This window comes from Pseudoclavibacter sp. JAI123, from assembly GCF_013409665.1.
Classification (GTDB): Bacteria; Actinomycetota; Actinomycetes; order Actinomycetales; family Microbacteriaceae; genus Pseudoclavibacter.
Window position 1 is genome coordinate 713676 of the sequence record NZ_JACCCM010000001.1, and the last position, 15601, is coordinate 729276.

Annotated in this window: 15 protein-coding genes and 1 pseudogene; 5 read left to right on the plus strand and 11 right to left on the minus strand. The window is 69.4% G+C overall.

The window, feature by feature from the left end:
- Position 1: 1 nt before the first annotated feature.
- Both HDC34_RS03455 and HDC34_RS03460 read right to left on the minus strand, forming a co-directional pair.
- Positions 2 to 874: a carbohydrate ABC transporter permease gene (locus HDC34_RS03455; RefSeq protein ID WP_218854876.1), complete on the minus strand. Its 873-nt coding sequence runs from the start codon at positions 872 to 874 to the stop codon at positions 2 to 4.
- A 103-nt stretch (positions 875 to 977) separates the two neighbouring features.
- On the minus strand, positions 978 to 2303 hold the full coding sequence (locus tag HDC34_RS03460) for a sugar ABC transporter substrate-binding protein (protein WP_179555865.1): 1326 nt from the start codon (positions 2301 to 2303) through the stop codon (positions 978 to 980).
- A gap of 121 nt (positions 2304 to 2424) precedes the next feature.
- Here HDC34_RS03460 and HDC34_RS03465 point away from each other — a divergent pair, with 121 nt between their 5' ends.
- The 3 genes from HDC34_RS03465 to HDC34_RS03475 are packed head-to-tail and all read left to right on the plus strand — an operon-like array spanning position 2425 to position 5142.
- A complete protein-coding gene (locus tag HDC34_RS03465) occupies positions 2425 to 3087 on the plus strand; it encodes a GntR family transcriptional regulator (RefSeq protein WP_179555866.1) in 663 nt (220 codons plus the stop codon).
- The gene (locus HDC34_RS03470) at positions 3080 to 4009 is read left to right on the plus strand and encodes a dihydrodipicolinate synthase family protein (RefSeq protein ID WP_179555867.1); all 930 of its coding nucleotides are present in this window, start codon (positions 3080 to 3082) and stop codon (positions 4007 to 4009) included. The genes HDC34_RS03465 and HDC34_RS03470 overlap by 8 nt, the downstream gene beginning before the upstream one ends.
- Positions 4006 to 5142, plus strand: coding sequence for a mandelate racemase/muconate lactonizing enzyme family protein (locus tag HDC34_RS03475; protein WP_179555868.1), 1137 nt, complete (start codon positions 4006 to 4008; stop codon positions 5140 to 5142). The genes HDC34_RS03470 and HDC34_RS03475 overlap by 4 nt, the downstream gene beginning before the upstream one ends.
- On the opposite strand, the gene HDC34_RS03480 is transcribed toward HDC34_RS03475, so the two are convergent.
- Positions 5139 to 5789, minus strand: coding sequence for a TMEM175 family protein (locus HDC34_RS03480; protein ID WP_179555869.1), 651 nt, complete (start codon positions 5787 to 5789; stop codon positions 5139 to 5141). The two genes, HDC34_RS03475 and HDC34_RS03480, sit on opposite strands and share 4 nt — an antisense overlap.
- Positions 5790 to 5806: 17 nt before the next feature.
- Positions 5807 to 6385, minus strand: a complete 579-nt coding sequence (locus tag HDC34_RS03485; protein ID WP_179555870.1) for a sugar O-acetyltransferase — start codon at positions 6383 to 6385, stop codon at positions 5807 to 5809.
- A 118-nt stretch (positions 6386 to 6503) separates the two neighbouring features.
- On the opposite strand from HDC34_RS03485, the gene HDC34_RS03490 reads away from it, so the two are divergent.
- On the plus strand, positions 6504 to 7427 hold the full coding sequence (locus HDC34_RS03490; protein ID WP_179557074.1) for a site-specific DNA-methyltransferase: 924 nt from the start codon (positions 6504 to 6506) through the stop codon (positions 7425 to 7427).
- Between the two features lie 43 nt (positions 7428 to 7470).
- On the opposite strand, the gene HDC34_RS17605 is transcribed toward HDC34_RS03490, so the two are convergent.
- From HDC34_RS17605 to HDC34_RS03520, 6 genes and pseudogenes are all read right to left on the minus strand, one after another.
- The gene (locus tag HDC34_RS17605) at positions 7471 to 8187 is read right to left on the minus strand and encodes a DUF805 domain-containing protein (protein ID WP_179555871.1); all 717 of its coding nucleotides are present in this window, start codon (positions 8185 to 8187) and stop codon (positions 7471 to 7473) included.
- A gap of 41 nt (positions 8188 to 8228) precedes the next feature.
- Positions 8229 to 9392 (minus strand): cysteine desulfurase family protein, encoded by a 1164-nt coding sequence (locus HDC34_RS03500; RefSeq protein WP_179555872.1) that lies wholly within the window; start codon positions 9390 to 9392, stop codon positions 8229 to 8231.
- Between the two features lies 1 nt (position 9393).
- Positions 9394 to 10281, minus strand: a complete 888-nt coding sequence (gene nadC, locus HDC34_RS03505) for a carboxylating nicotinate-nucleotide diphosphorylase (protein WP_179555873.1) — start codon at positions 10279 to 10281, stop codon at positions 9394 to 9396.
- A complete protein-coding gene (locus tag HDC34_RS03510) occupies positions 10281 to 12194 on the minus strand; it encodes an L-aspartate oxidase (protein ID WP_179555874.1) in 1914 nt (637 codons plus the stop codon). The genes nadC and HDC34_RS03510 overlap by 1 nt, the downstream gene beginning before the upstream one ends.
- Position 12195: 1 nt before the next feature.
- A complete protein-coding gene (gene nadA / locus HDC34_RS03515; RefSeq protein ID WP_179555875.1) occupies positions 12196 to 13494 on the minus strand; it encodes a quinolinate synthase NadA in 1299 nt (432 codons plus the stop codon).
- A 37-nt stretch (positions 13495 to 13531) separates the two neighbouring features.
- A pseudogene (locus HDC34_RS03520) lies at positions 13532 to 14215 on the minus strand (NUDIX domain-containing protein); the annotation flags it as partial.
- 75 nt (positions 14216 to 14290) lie between these two features.
- On the opposite strand from HDC34_RS03520, the gene HDC34_RS03525 reads away from it, so the two are divergent.
- Positions 14291 to 14938, plus strand: a complete 648-nt coding sequence (locus HDC34_RS03525; protein ID WP_179555876.1) for a TrmH family RNA methyltransferase — start codon at positions 14291 to 14293, stop codon at positions 14936 to 14938.
- Here HDC34_RS03525 and HDC34_RS03530 read toward each other — a convergent pair.
- Positions 14935 to 15585: a TetR family transcriptional regulator gene (locus HDC34_RS03530; protein ID WP_179555877.1), complete on the minus strand. Its 651-nt coding sequence runs from the start codon at positions 15583 to 15585 to the stop codon at positions 14935 to 14937. The two genes, HDC34_RS03525 and HDC34_RS03530, sit on opposite strands and share 4 nt — an antisense overlap.
- Positions 15586 to 15601 lie beyond the last annotated feature (16 nt).

Sequence of the window (15601 nt, forward strand, 5' to 3'; positions counted from 1 at the left end):
GTCAGTTCTCCCGTCCGAAGCGGTTCGCTCGGAGATAGATCACGGTGAACACGATGAGGATGATGAAGGCGATGACGGTCAGCGCCGACCCGTAGCCGAACTCGCGGTCGAAGATCGCGGTCTGGGCGACGTAGAGGGGAAGCGTGGTCGTCGAGCCGGCAGGCCCACCGCCCGTCAGCGTGAAGAGGAGGTCGACGTTGTTGAACTCCCACACCGCCCTGAGCAGGGTCGCGATGACCACGGCCTGGCGTACGTGCGGCCAGGTGATCGACACGAACTTGCGGATGCGCCCCGCGCCGTCCATCTCGGCGGATTCGTAGAGGTCCTGCGGGACCGACTGCAGGTCGGCGAGGATGAGGATCGCGAAGAAGGGCGCGCCCTTCCAGAGTTCAGCCAGGACCGCGGCCCAGAAGGCCGTCCCTTCTCCGGACAGAAGCGAGGTGCCGTACTGGACGAGGCCCATGTCGGCGAGGTAGCGCCCCAGGCCCGTGGTCGGGTTGTAGATGAGCAGCCAGATCGTGGTGGTGAGGATCCCGGCGACCGCCCACGGTGTGAAGACCAGCGAGCGCACGATGCCTCGGCCCTTGAACGCCTGGTTGATGAGGAGGGCAAGGATCATCCCGAAGATGAACTGGAGGCCGACCTCGACGATCACCCACTGGAAGGTGAAGCCCAGGCTGCGCCAGAACTTCTCATCGGCGGCGATGTCGGCGAAGTTGCCGAGCCCCACGAAGCCGTTGTAGATCGGGAACGTCGGGTTGTACTGCTGGAGGCTGTAGTAGAAGACGCTGCCTACGGGGTAGACGAGGAAGATCAGGACCAGCGCGGCGGCCGGGGCGATCAGTGCGTACGGGTACCACTTCGTGCGGTTCATCTTCGGCCTTGGCGGCTTCGTCTGGGGGACCGTTTTCGTCATCATTTCCTTTCCGCCGTGGCGGGAGAGAGAGCTCCCGCCACGGCGCGGCTTGATCGCAGGATCAAGATGTGAGTTCCTGGTACCGTTCGTTGGCCTCGGTGAGGGAGTCCGCCCACTTGGTGCAGAACTCGGTGACGGTCATCTGGCCCTGCAGGACGCGCTGCCAGTCGGGGAGCATGTCGGTGCCCGTGATGGACGTCCACTCGGGCAGGTAGTAGGGCACGTTCATCGACACGGCGTCGGGGTTCTGGCTCGCCGTGATGGCTGCGGAGATGGCCGGGTTGTCCTGCACCCACTGGTCCTCGAACACCGCGGTGTTGCCGGGGATGTAGCCGGAGGCCTGGGCCCAGAAGCTGTTGCCTTCCTGGCCCATCGTGAACTCGAGGAACTTCGAGGCGGCCTCCTTCTTCTCGCTCTGCTCGAACATCGCGAACCCTGTGGTGAGGCGTCCGATCACCTCGACGCCGTTGTCTGACTCGTACGGGGTGTTGACGGCGATCTGGTCCGGCTCGAGGGTCTGCAGCATGGTCGGGTACGAGCCGATCGAGTGGCTGAGCATCCCGGCGCCGCCGCCGGTGAACTGCGCGATCATGACCTTGAAGTCGGCCGTCAGGTCGCTCTCGGCGGTCGTCGTCTTGTAGAGGTCGACGTACTTCTGGGCGGCCTCGATGACCGCCGGGTCGTCGAGGGTGGCCTTGCCGCTCTCGTCGAAGATCTCGGCGATGCCTGCTCGCGTGTAGACCATCTGCATGAACTGCGGGAAGAAGCCGTTGCCGCCGCGAATCGTGTATCCGAACTGTCCGGAGGACTGGTCGGTGAGTGCTGCAGCGGCCGCGTCGAACTCCTCCCAGTTCTCGGGCACGCCGAGGCCCGCATCCGAGAGCCAGTCTGCTCGGTAGTAGATGGTGTCGGCGATCGCCGTGGCCGGTGTCATGTAGAGGGCTCCGTCTGGGACGGCCTTGCGCGTGCTGTCGACCAGACCAGGGTCCAGCTGCTCCTCCCAGCCGCCGGCCTCGATGAGCTCGTCAATGGGGGCGAGCGCACCCTGGGCGACGAGGCCGGAGAGGTCGGAGGCCTTCGGGGTGACGAGGTCGGGGGTCGAGTTCGTCGCGATCGCGGTGCCGATCTTCTGCATGTAGGAGTCGGTCGGGAGCCCGAGGTACTCGATCTTGATGTCCGGGTTCTCGGCCTCGAACATGGAGATGAGCTCTTGGAGGCTCTCCGTCCGCTCCGGCCTGGTGTCCGTATCCCACAGCTGCAGCGTGACGACGCCGTCCTCCGCGACGTCGCCTCCGCCCGCGCAGGCTGTCAGCGCGAGTGTCGCGGTGAGTGCGCCGGCAAGCGCTGCGGTGGTGAGCTTCCGTCTCCGGGGGTGAGAACGCGTCATTGCGATTCCTTTCGTGGCCTCGTTGCCGTTGCACCGTCGAGCGGCGATGCGGTCGATCATATACTAGACACCATACATGCTCTATCAGATCGTGCTAGTGTCCATTTCGAAGGAGGGCCACATGAGCTTTGAACCCTTGGCCCCGATGGCGACGCCGTTGTCGCGTACTGGGCATGTAGTTGAATCGTTGAGGAAATCGATCCTCTCTGGAGCACTTCGAGCGGGGCAGCCCCTGGTCGAGTCAGAGCTCGCCGCGAGCTTCGGGGTGTCGAAGACCCCCGTGCGCGAAGCGCTGAAGACGCTGGCGGGACTCGGCTTGGTCACGATGATGGAGTACCGCGGCGCCGTGGTCCGCTCCGTCGACTACGAGATGGCGCGTGCCGTCTTCGAGGTGCGCTGCCTGCTGGAGCCGGAGGCTGTCAGGCTCGCGGTCGGCAACGGCATCGATCTGGCCGCGGCGCAGCACGCGCTCGAGCGCTCCGAAGCCGCGAAGGACAGCGCCGAGCGGAGCATCGCCAACCGCGACTTCCACCGGCTGACCTACGCGAGCTGCGGCAACCCCCTCCTGCTCTCCATGCTCGACGACCTGCGCGACCAGACGGCGCTCATCAGCGTGACGGCCTGGCAGAACGGGATCACCTGGGTCCACGAGGCGCACGAGCACGTCGCGATCCTCGAGGCCGCCGCGCGAGGCGACGCCGAAGAGGCCAAGCACCTCGTCGACCTCCACATCCGACGCTTCACCGAACACGCCCTCACTCTCCTGGAGGAACACCATGCATGAGCAAGCAGCCCGCCTCTCGGACGTCGTGGCGATACCGGTGACGCCGTTCGCCGACGGCGCCATCGATTTCCAGACCCTGAGATCAGTGCTCGACCGGATGCTCGACGCGGGCGTTCGGGTCCTCACCCCCAACGGGAACACTGGCGAGTTCTACGCGCTCCGCCCCGACGAGCGCCTCGACATCGTGCGTGCCGTCTCGACCCACGCGAGCGGCAGGGCGCTCATCGTCGCCGGAGTGGGCTTCGACACCGACACGGCGATCGCTGATGGCCGGGCGGCGGCGAAGGTCGGCGCCGAGATGGTCATGATCCACCAGCCCGTGCATCCCTACATCTCCCGCACGGGGTGGATCGACTACCACGCGACGATCGCGGACGCGCTCCCCGAGCTGGGGGTCGTGCTCTACGTCCGGAACCCATGGGTGGACGGCTCGATGATCGCGGAGCTGGCGGCGCGGAGCCCGAACGTCGTCGGCGTCAAGTACGCCATCGCCGACCCGGTCATGTTCGCCCGGGTGCGCAGCGCAGCCCCGCAGCTCGCCTGGATCGCTGGCCTCGCCGAGCCGTACGCGCTTTCCTACTTCGCGCACGGGGCGACCGGCTTCACCTCCGGCCTCGTCTGCGTCAACCCGGGCCTCTCCCTCGAGCTGCTGGACGCGTTGCGGGATGGCGACACGGCGACCGCGCGTCGGCTCACGGAATCCATCCGCGAGTTCGAGGAGCTCCGTGCCCTCGACTCCAACGCCAACAACGTGAGCGTCATCAAGGAGGCGCTCTTCCAGCTCGGCGTCGGCTCACGAGCCGTCCGCCCGCCGAGCGCGGAGGTCGACGCTGCGACGGCGGCCCACGTGTCGCGCATCCTCACCGCGTGGTCGGCCAACCACGAGCTGCACTCGCACGCGGACCTCGCGGCGAGCGCATGAAGATCGTCGGGCTGGAGGCCTTCCTCGCCCGGGTCGGCGACCGGCCGCGCGTGCTTGTCCGTCTCGACACGGATGAGGGCATCTCGGGCTGGGGTGAGGCCTACAACCACGGGCCGGACGAGGCGCTGTTTCCCATCTTCCAGTTCCTGCTCGAGCAGATCCGGAACGAGGACCCGACGCGGGTGGAGCACGTCACCCAGAAGCTGCTTCGGCTCGCCCGCTTCCCCCCTGGCGCGATCGGGCTCGCCGCGATCGCGGCGCTCGACCACGCGATGTGGGAGATCAGCGCCGTCTCGCTCGGGGTGCCCGTCTACCGGCTCCTCGGGGGACGGGTGAGGGACAGGGTCGGCGTGTACTGCGGGCTGTACTCGGCCCCGGACCCGGAAGATGTGCGCGACCGCACCGCGGAGCTCAACGAGACCTACGGTTTCACGTCGTTCAAGCTCAGCCCGTGGCGGACCGACATCCACGACCGCAGGTGGGGGCTCGTCGTCAACGAGGTCGCGTCCTACTTCGGCGCCATCCGTGAGCACGCGGACCCGCGGTGGGAGTTCGGGTTCGACGCCCACGCGCAGGTCTTCGAGCCGTACAAGGCCATCGAGCTCGGCAATGCGCTCGCGCCGTTCCAGCCCATGTTCCTCGAGGAGCCGCTGCGGCCAGAGCACTTCGCCTCGTGGGGGCACCTCCGGGACCGGCTCGACGTTCCCCTCGCGACTGGGGAGAGCCTCTACTCCGCGCACGAGTTCCTCTCGCTGTTCAACGCGGGCGGCGTCGACATCGCACAGCCCGACATCGCCGTCGTCGGCGGCCTGTCGCAGATGCGTCGCATCGCGACGGTCGCGGAGCTGCACAACGTGATGCTCGCGCCTCACAACCCGATGGGTCCGCTGGCGACCGCGCACAACGTGCACTTCGCGGCGGCCTGCAGCAACTTCCTGACGCTCGAGTACAAGTTCGACGAGACCACGTGGTGCCCGGATCCCTATGTTCCGGAGGGCGGCTACCTCGAGCTGCGGGACGACCGACCGGGCTGGGGTGTGACGATCGACGAAGACGCGCTGCGGGCGTCCGACACCACGGTGTGGCACCGGCGCCTGGACATCAGGCCTGATGGGGCCTGGGGCTGGGCCTAGCTGTCCGCTGTCCCATCCCCGTCGCGTTCCGCCATCCGCTTCTGGATGGCGGACGTGACGGGGCCGGTCAGGAGCAGCAGCAGCCACGTGTAGCGCGCCGGGTCTGGCCCGAAGAGGAACGCGACCGGGATGGACAGGGCGAACACGGCCGGCACGACGAACGTGAAGGCCGAGCGGCGGCGAGCCGCGACCGAGTCCTCCGTCAACCCGCGGCGCACCGCGATGACCCAGATCACGTGCTGCGCGAGGGACGCGCAGATGATGCTGATGGCGTAGACCACGACGGGCAACGGCTGCGAGTCGACCGTCGACTCGCTCATCGACGCCGTCGTGAACGGCAGCACGACGATGAAGAACATGGCCACGATGTTGGCGTTCAGCAGGGCGCCGTCGAGCGCGTCGACCTGCCCCATGAGGCGGTGGTTGACCTTCCAGAAGTTCGCGATCACGAAGAAGCTGATCGTGAACGCCAGCAGCTGGTCCAGCACACCGGAGCCTGCGAAGGCATCCCAGCTCGTCCAGTGCTCGGCCGTCGGCGGCTTGATGTCGACGATCAGCAGGGTGATCGCGACCGCGTAGATGGCGTCGAAGAAGGTCAGCCCTCGGTCGAACTCGATGGTGCCGCGTGCGTAGCTGCGTGAAGCCATGTGGGGGATGCTCCGTGCTAATCGAGGGTGCGGATGACCCGCGCCGGGTTGCCGACGGCGACGACGTTCGACGGCAGGTCCTTCGTCACGACGGCTCCTGCACCCACGACCGTGTTCTCGCCGATCGTGACGCCCGGGCAGACGATGACGCCCCCGCCGAGCCAGACGTTGTCGCCCAGCGTGATCGGCTCCCCTGCTTCGTAGCCGGCGCGCCGGCGCTCCGGGTCGAGCGGATGCGTCGGCGTCAGCAGCTGCACGTTCGGTCCGATCTGACAGTGCGCCCCGATCGTGATCGGTGTCACGTCGAGGGCGACGAGACCCACGTTCACGAACGTGCCGGCGCCGATCGTGATGTTCGAGCCGTAGTCGACGTACAGGGGCGCCTTCACGGCGACCCCCGCGCCGACGCTGCCGATGAGCTCCGCGAGGATCTCGGACGCGCGCTCCCCGTCGACCGGGAACGTCGCGTTGTACTCGGCCTGCAGCCGGGTGGCGCGTTCCGCACCCGCCGCCAGCTCGGGGTCGTCCGCGAGATACAGCTCACCGGCGAGCATCCGCTGCTTCATCGTGCGGCCGTCGTCGAAGTTCACCGTCATGCCACAAGACCCTAGCCTGCGCCCTCACACCGCAGAGGCACGTTAATCTCGACAGGTGACCTCGCTGTGGAACGCCGCCGGCCCCGACCTCGTGGTGCACGGCGACAACCTCGACGCCATGCGCCGCCTCCCCGACGGCGCCTTCCAGGTCATCTACCTCGACCCGCCCTTCAACACCGGCAAGCAGCAGAGGCGCCAGTCGATCAAGGTGAAGCGGCAGTCCCCGGCTGAGGAAGCCGTCGAGGCCGCCGAACTCGGCGAGGCGCTCGCACACGACGAGGCCCCAGCATCCACCCCGCTGACCCGCACCGGGTTCCAGGGCCGCAGCTACGAGCACACCCTCGGCGAGCTGTCGGCGTTCAACGACGAGTTCGCCGACTACTGGGGCTTCCTCGAACCGCGGCTCGTCGAGGCATGGCGGCTGCTCGGCGAGACCGGCACCCTCTACCTGCACCTCGACTTCCGGGAGTCGCACTACGCGAAGGTCGTGCTCGACGCGCTCGTCGGGCGCGACAAGTTCCTGAACGAGATCATCTGGGCCTACGACTACGGGGCCCGCACCTCGAAGCGCTGGCCCGCGAAGCACGACACGATCCTCGTCTACGTGAAGAACCCGAAGCGGTACCACTTCGACGCCGCCGAGGTCGACCGGGAACCCTACATGGCACCCGGTCTCGTGACCGAGGCGAAGCGCGAGCGCGGCAAGCTGCCGACCGACGTGTGGTGGCACACGATCGTGTCGCCGACCGGCAAGGAGCGCACCGGCTACGCGACGCAGAAACCCGCCGGGCTCCTGCGTCGCATGATCCGCGCATCCAGCCGCGAGGGCGACTGGGTGGCCGACTTCTTCGGCGGATCCGGCACGACGGCAGCCGTCGCCCGGGAGTGCGGCCGCAGAGTCGTGACCGTCGACGCCTCAGTGGATGCGCTGCGCACGATGCGCGGGCGCCTCGGCCCGGAGGGCGTCGAGTACCGCAAGCTCACGAAATACGGCTCGCGCCTGCTGTCGGCCGCACCGAAGCGCTCCAAGCGAAGCCGCTGAGCCGCTGCAAGCCTGATCCGGAGGCCCGGTCGCGAGGCCGGGGCTAGCGTGTCTGGTCGGGGTCCGTTGAGGACGGGCCGTTCCAGGTATCCGGAGCTGAGTACGGGTCAGACTGCGGAGCTGGCGGGTACTGGTTCGGTGCGTTGTACTGGCCCGGTGCCTGGTACTGCCCGGGAGCTTGGTACTGGCCAGGGGCCTGGGGCTGTGTCGGCTGCTGGCCGTACCCCTGCACTGGAGCCTGGTACGGCTGGTTCGGGAACTGCCCCGGGAACTGCTGACTCGGGGAGTACCCCTGGTTGGGTGCGGGGTACTGGCCGGTCCCGTCGAAGCGAGCGCCGGCCGGCACGGACGGCAGGCAGGCGAACACGATGAGCGTGATCGGACCGAAGAAGGGGACGAGGCCGAGGAACGCGAAGAAGCCGGAGAAGTTCGCGTCGTGGAGTCGACGCACCTGGATGGAGATCGTGGGCAGCAGCAGCGCCAGGTTGACGAGGAGGCTGAAGAGGCCGAACAGGCCACCGCCGATCGCGACCCAGGTGGGGGTCGAGCCGCTGCTGAAGTCCAAGCCCATCGAGATCGCGTTGAAAGCGATCGTGACTCCCGCGAGGGCCAGCGCGACCCACCAGTACTCGCTGCGGCTCGCCCGCCCGCGGTAGACGAACGTCTTCTTCACGAAGCGCGTGATCGCTTCGGGGAACGGAGCCCCGTAGTACGGCTGGTCAAGAGCCGGCTGGCCGGCCGGAGCGTGTCCGTAGGTCATGTCGTTCCTCCGTGGTCGCGCGAGTACTGCAACGCCACACCCTAGTGCAGCGTGGTCGAGCGGCTCAGGGCGGTGACCGTCTCGTGCACGGCAGCGAGGGTCTCCGCGACGCCGCGGAGGTCGTCCGAGGTCGTGGATGCTCCCCACGTGAACCGCAGGGCGGTGCGGGCGTCGTCCTCGGGGATCCCCAACGCGAGCAGCACGTGCGACGGCTCGTCGTGCCCGGCCGCGCAGGCCGCCCCCGCCGACGCGAGCACGCCTCGCCGCTCGAGCTCCAGCAGCACCGTCTCGCCGTTCACCCCCGGCAGCACGAACGAGGCGTGGCGGGGGAGGCGAGCCGATGCGTGGCCCGTGAGCCGTGCGTCAGGCACAGAATCCAGGACAGCGGCCACAAACGCATCCCTGGCGCTCGCGGCCGCGTCGCTCGTCGCGGCCGCCAGGCGCTCCTCGTCGGCGAGCCGCAGCGCCACCGCGAACGCCACCGCAAACGCCACGTTCTCCGTGCCGGATCGGCGCCCTCGCTCCTGCCCGCCGCCGTGGATGAGGGGCTCGAGCGGCAGCCGCGACCGCACCGCGAGCACGCCGACCCCCTTCGGGGCACCCAGCTTGTGACCCGACAGGCTCACCGCATCCACGCCCGTCGCGGTCAAGGACACGTCGAGCGAGCCGGCCGCCTGGATCGCGTCGGTGTGGAACGGCACGCCGCGGGCGTGGGCGACGGCGGCCAGCGCGGTGATGTCCTGCACAGTGCCGACCTCGTTGTTCGCCGTCGCGAGCGACACGAGGGTCGTGTCCTCGCGGAGGGCGGAGGCAAGCGATTCCTCGCTGACCAGGCCAGACGCATCCACGTCGACGAACGTCACCTCGAAGCCATGGAGACGCGCGAGGTAGTCGGCGGATGCGAGCACGGACTCGTGCTCGAGGCGGCTCGTCACGAGGTGCCGCCCGCGTGGAGCCCCCAGGGCGATGCCCTTGATCGCGAGGTTGTTCGCCTCGGTGCCACCCGACGTGAAGACCACCTCGGCGGGCCGGCAGCCGAGGACACCGGCCACTGCCTTGTGAGCGTCGGCGAGGGCTGCAGAAGCCTGCTCGCCGAGCCCGTGCGTGCTCGACGGGTTGCCGAACGACGCCGTCAGGAACGGCCAGGCCGCGGCGAGCGCGTCCTCCCGGACCGGGGACGTCGCGGCCGCATCGAGGTGGAGCACGTCAGCGCCTGGCCTCAGGTGCGGGATCGGCCGCGGGCTCGAGCGCCATGTCGAGGCCCAGGTCGATGGCCCGCGCGCTGTGGGTGAGGGCGCCGACCGAGATGACATCGACGCCCGTCTCCGCGATCGCCGCGACCGTGTCGAGGTTCACTCCGCCACTCGCCTCGACGACCGCCCGCCCGTTGATGAGCGCGACGCCCTCGCGCAGCTCGGCCAGCGAGAAGTTGTCGAGCATGATGGTGTCCACCCCGGCCGCGATCACCGGAGCGACCTGGTCGAGCCGGTCGACCTCCACCTCGAAGTGCGTCGTGTGGCCCAGCTTGTCCTTCGCCGCCAGCACCGCTTGCGTCAGCCCGAGGCCGGACTGCTGCAGGAGCACGGCGAGGTGATTGTCCTTCGCCATCACCGCGTCCGACAGCGAGAAGCGGTGGTTGCGGCCTCCACCGTTCGCGACGGCGTGCCGCTCGAAGGCGCGCAGTCCCGGCGTCGTCTTGCGCGTGTCCGTGATGCGCGCCGACGTGTGCGCGACCGCGTCGACGTAGCTGCGAGTGAGCGTCGCGATGCCGCTCATGCGCTGCGCGAAGTTCAACGCCACCCGTTCCGCCGTGAGCACCGACCGCGCGGGTCCCGCGACGGTCGCCAGCACATCCCCTGGGGCGAACTCGTCACCGTCGTCGGCGTGCAGATCGACCTGGATGCGCGCGTCCGTCAGCCGGAAGGCCGCCGCGAACACCTCCATCCCCGACAGCACACCCGCCTCGCGCGCGACGAGGGTGGCGCTCGCGGTGGCGTCGTGCGGGATGAGCGTCGAGGCCGTGATGTCACCCCAGGGGGCGTCCTCGAGCAGGGCGGCGCTCACGGTGGTCATGATGTGGGCAGGAGTGAGCATCAGTGCGCCATGGCCTTCGGCTTGAGAGGGAGTGGGCGTGGGTGTGGGTGTGGGTGTGGGAACAGGCTCGGGGACAAGGGCGGCGCCTGGGCGTGAGGCTCGCGGGCGCTGGGACGGTCAGCTCGGAAGTGGGCGCCCGCCGACTCGCCGCGGGCCCGGGCGGCCGCCACGGTGAGCTGGGCGAGCGTGAGCAGATTGGTGTCCTCGCGCGCGGCGACCGACAAGTCCGGCCCCGCCGCGTCTCGGTCGTCGGCCCAGACTGCGAGGGCCCGCGCAGCGTCGTCGAGTGCGGGGCCGCTGCGATGCAGGCCCGCGGACGCCCACATCAGCGTCTGCAGTGCCGGCCGCGAGAATGCGGGAGCGCGTCCGCTCGCCGTTCGGTGTCCAACATCAGTGCGATTCTGGCCAGAAATCGCCCGAAGCGCTCGAATCGAGGTGTTTTTGCACTGAAGTTGGTCAGGGGTGGGGGAGACCGCAACGTCCGAGACGCGGTCAAGCTGGGCCTGCTCAGGCTGGGCCTGGCCGAGCAGCGTCTGGCCGTGCGGCGCCTGCTCGCGGAGCGCCTCCGCGACGCGGTGCCCGAAGACGGTGCCCTCGAGGAGCGAGTTCGACGCGAGGCGGTTCGCGCCGTGCACGCCGGTGCGGGCGGTCTCGCCCGCGGCGTAGAGGCCGGGGATGCTCGTCCGCCCGAGCAGGTCGGTGACGACGCCGCCCATCAGGTAGTGCGCCGCGGGCGTGACGGGCACCGTCTCGCGCGACCAGTCGAGTCCGGCCTCGTCGAGGCGGGCCGTGATGCTCGGGAACCGGTGCTCGAGGAAGCCCCGGCCCAGGTGCCGCGCGTCGAGGCGCACTGGCCGCCCGCCCTGCTTCGCCATCTCGTCGGCGATGCCGCGAGCCACGACGTCTCGCGGGGCGAGCTCGGCGTCGGGGTGCACGCCGACCAGGAAACGCTCACCCGCGTCGTTGAGCAGGAGGGCGCCCTCGCCGCGCACCGCCTCGGAGATGAGCGCACCCCCTGATCCGGCGAGCACGGTCGGGTGGAACTGCACGAACTCCAGGTCGGCGATCTCAGCTCCGGCTCGGGCGGCGGCGGCGATGCCGTCGCCCGTCGCGACCGCGGGGTTGCTCGTGTGCGCGAAGAGCTGGCCGGCGCCGCCCGTCGCGAGCACGACCGCGTCGGCCTCGAAGAAGCCGGGCGTTCTGTCATCCGGGCCGAGCAGCCACGCGCCGACCACACGCGTGGCTGCTGGATCGACGTCGTCTGCTGCGGTGCTCACGGCGAGGTCCACGAGGAAGGTGTGCTCCAGCAGCCGGAGCTCGCCGCGTTCGGCCGCCGCGCGGGCGGCGTCGCTCAGCGCTCGCTGGATCTCGCGACCGGTGCCGTCTCCGAAGGCGTGCAGGATGCGCGGATGCGAGTGCGCGGCCTCGAGCCCGCGCGCGAGTTGCCGCAGATGGTCGCCATCTGCGACGGGAAGCGGCCCTTCGGGGCGACTCGGCGAAGAGCGCGAGGGAGAAGGTTCTGCCGTGTCGGCCGCGGCGGCGGCCTCAGCGTGGGGAACCCGGTCGAAGCGCGTGCCGAGGGCGACCAGGTCGCGGATGCGCGCATCCGCCGAGCCGCACAGCACCTCGATCGCGCGCCGGTCGCCGAGCCCCGCGCCAGCTGCGAGCGTGTCGCGCACGTGCGACTCGACGCTGTCACCGGCGCTCGCATCAGCACCAGCCGCGAGCACTGCCGCGATTCCGCCCTGAGCATGCGAGGTGGCGGTATTGCCGAGCGTCGCCTTCGTGGCGACCATCACGTCGTGCCCGTCGGCGGCCGCCGCCAGTGCTGCGGTCAGCCCCGCGATGCCGCTGCCGACGACCAGCACCCGCAGCCGAGCGTCAGCGCCCCGAGCATCAGCGCCCGCGCCCATCTCAGGACGCCATCGTCGTGTCCGGCCGGGCCGCGAGCATCCGCTCGACCGCGACCCTGGCGGGCTCGGCGACACTCGCCGGCACGCTGATCTGGTTGCGCACCTCGCCGGCCACGAGTCCCTCGAGCACCCAGGCGATGTAGCTGGGGTGGATGCGGTACATCGTCGAGCACGGGCACACGACCGGGTCGAGGCAGAAGATCGTGTGCTGGGGGTACTCGGCGGCGAGGCGCTGGACGAGGTTGATCTCGGTGCCGATCGCGAAGACCGAGCCGTCGGGGGCGGCCGCGATGGCCTTCGTGATGTAGTCGGTGGAGCCGTACTCGTCGGCGGCGTCGACGATCGCCATGGGGCACTCTGGGTGCACGATGACGCGCACCTCCGGGTACTCGGCGCGGGCCTTGTCGATCTGGGCGACGGTGAAGCGCTTGTGCACGGAGCAGAAGCCGTTCCAGAGGATCACCTTGGCGGCGTCGAGCGTCTCGGGGGTCTGGCCGCCGAGGGGGCGGCGCGAGTTCCAGAGCGGCATCTCCTCGAGCGTCACGCCCATGGCCTTCGCGGTGTTGCGGCCGAGGTGCTGGTCGGGGAAGAACAGCACCCGCTGCCCACGCTCGAAGGCCCACTGCAGCACGGTCTCGGCGTTGGAGGAGGTGCAGACGATGCCCCCGTTGCGCCCGCAGAACGCCTTGAGCTCGGCGGAGGAGTTCATGTAGGTGACGGGGATGACGGGCACGCGCCCAGCGGCGTCCGGTTCCGTCCCGTAGAGGTCGGCGAGCTGCTCCCAGCACTCTTCGACGGAGTCGCTGTCGGCCATGTCTGCCATCGAGCATCCGGCGGCGAGGTTCGGGAGGATCACCGCCTGCTCGGGGGCGGACACGATGTCGGCCGTCTCGGCCATGAAGTGCACGCCGCAGAACACGATGGCCTCTGCCTCCGGCTTCGCTTTCGCGGCGTTGGCGAGCTGGAAGGAGTCGCCGATGAAGTCGGCGTACTGCACGACCTCGTCGCGCTGGTAGAAGTGGCCGAGGGTCACGACGCGGTCCCCGAGGGTCGCCTTGGCGGCGAGGATGCGGGCGTGGATGTCCGCGTCAGTCGCGGTCCGGTACTCCTCGGGCAGGAGCTCCTGCCTTGGCGCCGTCGGCGGGAGCCTGTCGGCCATTGACGCCCCAGGCCCGTAGGACGGAGCTTGCAGGTCGAACACCCACGGCGACTTCACGAGCTCCGGAGAGCAGCTCTCGCCGGCCTGCTTCCCGGTCTGGATGCGCGTGATCGTGGTGTGCACTGAGGCGGTTGTGGTCATGGGGTCTGCCCTTCGCGGCGGGGGAGGTCGTGAGGAGGGGGCTCTGCTCGGACGGGGCGGGGGCCTCGATGTACCTGTAGAGCTTCGGGGGTCGGTGCCTGGTGCCGGCGAGGGTCTCGCCGGTCTCGGCGAGCGACTTCGAGGCGAGCATGTCGCGGCGGAAGTTGGCGACGTCGATGGGGCGGTCGAGGACGGCTTCGTAGACCTCGCGGAGCTGGGCGATGGTGAAGGATTCGCCGAGGAAGCTGTGCGCGATGGAGCTGTACTCGACCTTGTTCCGCAGTCGCCAGAGGGCGTAGTCGACGATGCGGCGGTGGTCGAAGGCGAGGGGTGGGAGGTCGTCGACGGGGTGCCAGCGGACGTTGTCGCCGAGGCGCGCCGAGCTCGCTTCCTCGTTGCCGACGAGCGCCCAGTAGACGACGGACACGACCCGCGGGTCGGCCCCGAAGACGCGGTCGGCATCGCCGAAGGCGTAGAGCTGCTCGAGGTACTTGGGGGCGAGTCGCATCGTCTCGAAGAGGGTGCGTGACGCGGCGGTGGCGAGGTCTTCGTCGCCGAGCGGCCCGCCTGGCAGGGCGAGGAGGTCGATGAACGGCTGCCGCTGCCGTCGTACCAACGGCACCCAGATCGTGGGCGCGGGAGCGCGGTGTGACGAGGGAGGTGACGGACGCAGCGCGAAGATCACCGTGGAGACGGCGAGGGTCGCGTTGTCGGATGGCATCCTCCACCTCCTCTCTGACTTAGAGTCAGTTCGACTCTAAGTGCAGTGTACGCCACGCCCGCCTAGGCTGTGGCGGTGAGCGATCAGCAGCAGTTCGGCAGCGAAGACGACGCCCCGCACGGGGTCGGCCCCTGGCCCGGTGGCCGCGGTGAGTGGCCGGAGGGGCCCTGGTACGACGCGGAGCTGCTCGAGAATGGCGACCGGCGCAACGTCATCGACCGCTACCGGTACTGGTCGATGGATGCGATCGTCGCCGACCTCGACACGAAGCGCCACGCCTTCCACGTCGCCATCGAGAACTGGCAGCACGACATGAACATCGGCTCGATCGTGCGCAGTGCGAACGCGTTCGCGGCCGACACCGTGCACATCGTGGGCAAGCGCCGCTGGAACAAGCGCGGCGCGATGGTCACGGACCGCTACCAGCACGTCGTGCACCACGAGACCGTCGCAGCGTTCATCGACTGGGCGCGGAGCGAGGAGATGCCGGTCCTCGCCATCGACAACGTGCCCGGCTGCGTGCCCATCGAGACCTACGAGCTGCCGGAACGGTGCGTGCTGCTCTTCGGGCAGGAGGGGCCAGGGGTCTCGGAGGAGGCGGTCGAGGTCTCGGATGCGGTGCTCGAGATCTCCCAGTTCGGCTCGACCCGCTCGATCAACGCCTCAGCTGCGGCGGCTGTCGCGATGCACACGTGGGTGCTGCAGCACGTCGACTTCGCCTAGGGGGCGGTGGTCGGCTCGTCCGTCGCCAGTCCCGCAGCGCCGGCGAGGATCAGATCCAGGCCTGCCGTGAAGCGATCCGTGGGGTCCTGTCGGCTGAGCGGGTCCGGTTCACGGGCCTGGAGGGCGCCGACTGCTGCGGCATGGGCCTGCTGCTGCTCGTGGAAGACCTGCCCGATCGTGTAGTGCACGACCGCGTCCGCGCACGTGCGCCCGCCCGCGCCGGCGAGCTTGAAGTCGCTGCGCGCGGCGCCGGCGATCATCCGCACGAGGTCGACCGTCAGCAGGTCGAGGGCGAATGAGCTCGAGACGAGCTCGGCGCCATCCCTGCGGGAGAGAAGCGCTGCGCGGAGCTGTATCGCGAGGGTGCGGGTCTGGCGGGGGCCGGGCTCGACCCCGGCCCCTGGGGGCCGCCATGTCTCGGCGGTGAGGGGATGCAGGATGCGGTCGCTCACGGCCGCGAGCAGCGACTGTTTGTTGGGGAAGTGCCAGTAGAGCGCGCTCGGCTGCACCTCGAGGTAGTCGCTGATGCGTCGCATCGAGAGGTTCGGCAGGCCGTGCTCGTCGAGCACCTCGAGGGCGGTCGTGACGATCTCTGTCCGGCTGAGCTTCTCGAGGCCGGAGCCTCCGGCTGGACCGCGGGGTGTCATGCCGCTAATCTACTGA

Coding starts and splice junctions, on each gene's coding strand:
- HDC34_RS17605 (WP_179555871.1), bottom strand. CDS start 8,187: ATGACCTACGGACACGCTCCGGCCGGCCAGCCGGCTCTTGACCAGCCG.
- HDC34_RS03490 (WP_179557074.1), top strand. CDS start 6,504: ATGCGCCGCCTCCCCGACGGCGCCTTCCAGGTCATCTACCTCGACCCG.
- nadC (WP_179555873.1), bottom strand. CDS start 10,281: ATGCTCACTCCTGCCCACATCATGACCACCGTGAGCGCCGCCCTGCTC.
- HDC34_RS03480 (WP_179555869.1), bottom strand. CDS start 5,789: ATGGCTTCACGCAGCTACGCACGCGGCACCATCGAGTTCGACCGAGGG.
- nadA (WP_179555875.1), bottom strand. CDS start 13,494: ATGACCACAACCGCCTCAGTGCACACCACGATCACGCGCATCCAGACC.
- HDC34_RS03510 (WP_179555874.1), bottom strand. CDS start 12,194: ATGGGCGCGGGCGCTGATGCTCGGGGCGCTGACGCTCGGCTGCGGGTG.
- HDC34_RS03530 (WP_179555877.1), bottom strand. CDS start 15,585: ATGACACCCCGCGGTCCAGCCGGAGGCTCCGGCCTCGAGAAGCTCAGC.
- HDC34_RS03455 (WP_218854876.1), bottom strand. CDS start 874: ATGAACCGCACGAAGTGGTACCCGTACGCACTGATCGCCCCGGCCGCC.
- HDC34_RS03470 (WP_179555867.1), top strand. CDS start 3,080: ATGCATGAGCAAGCAGCCCGCCTCTCGGACGTCGTGGCGATACCGGTG.
- HDC34_RS03460 (WP_179555865.1), bottom strand. CDS start 2,303: ATGACGCGTTCTCACCCCCGGAGACGGAAGCTCACCACCGCAGCGCTT.
- HDC34_RS03475 (WP_179555868.1), top strand. CDS start 4,006: ATGAAGATCGTCGGGCTGGAGGCCTTCCTCGCCCGGGTCGGCGACCGG.
- HDC34_RS03465 (WP_179555866.1), top strand. CDS start 2,425: ATGAGCTTTGAACCCTTGGCCCCGATGGCGACGCCGTTGTCGCGTACT.
- HDC34_RS03485 (WP_179555870.1), bottom strand. CDS start 6,385: ATGACGGTGAACTTCGACGACGGCCGCACGATGAAGCAGCGGATGCTC.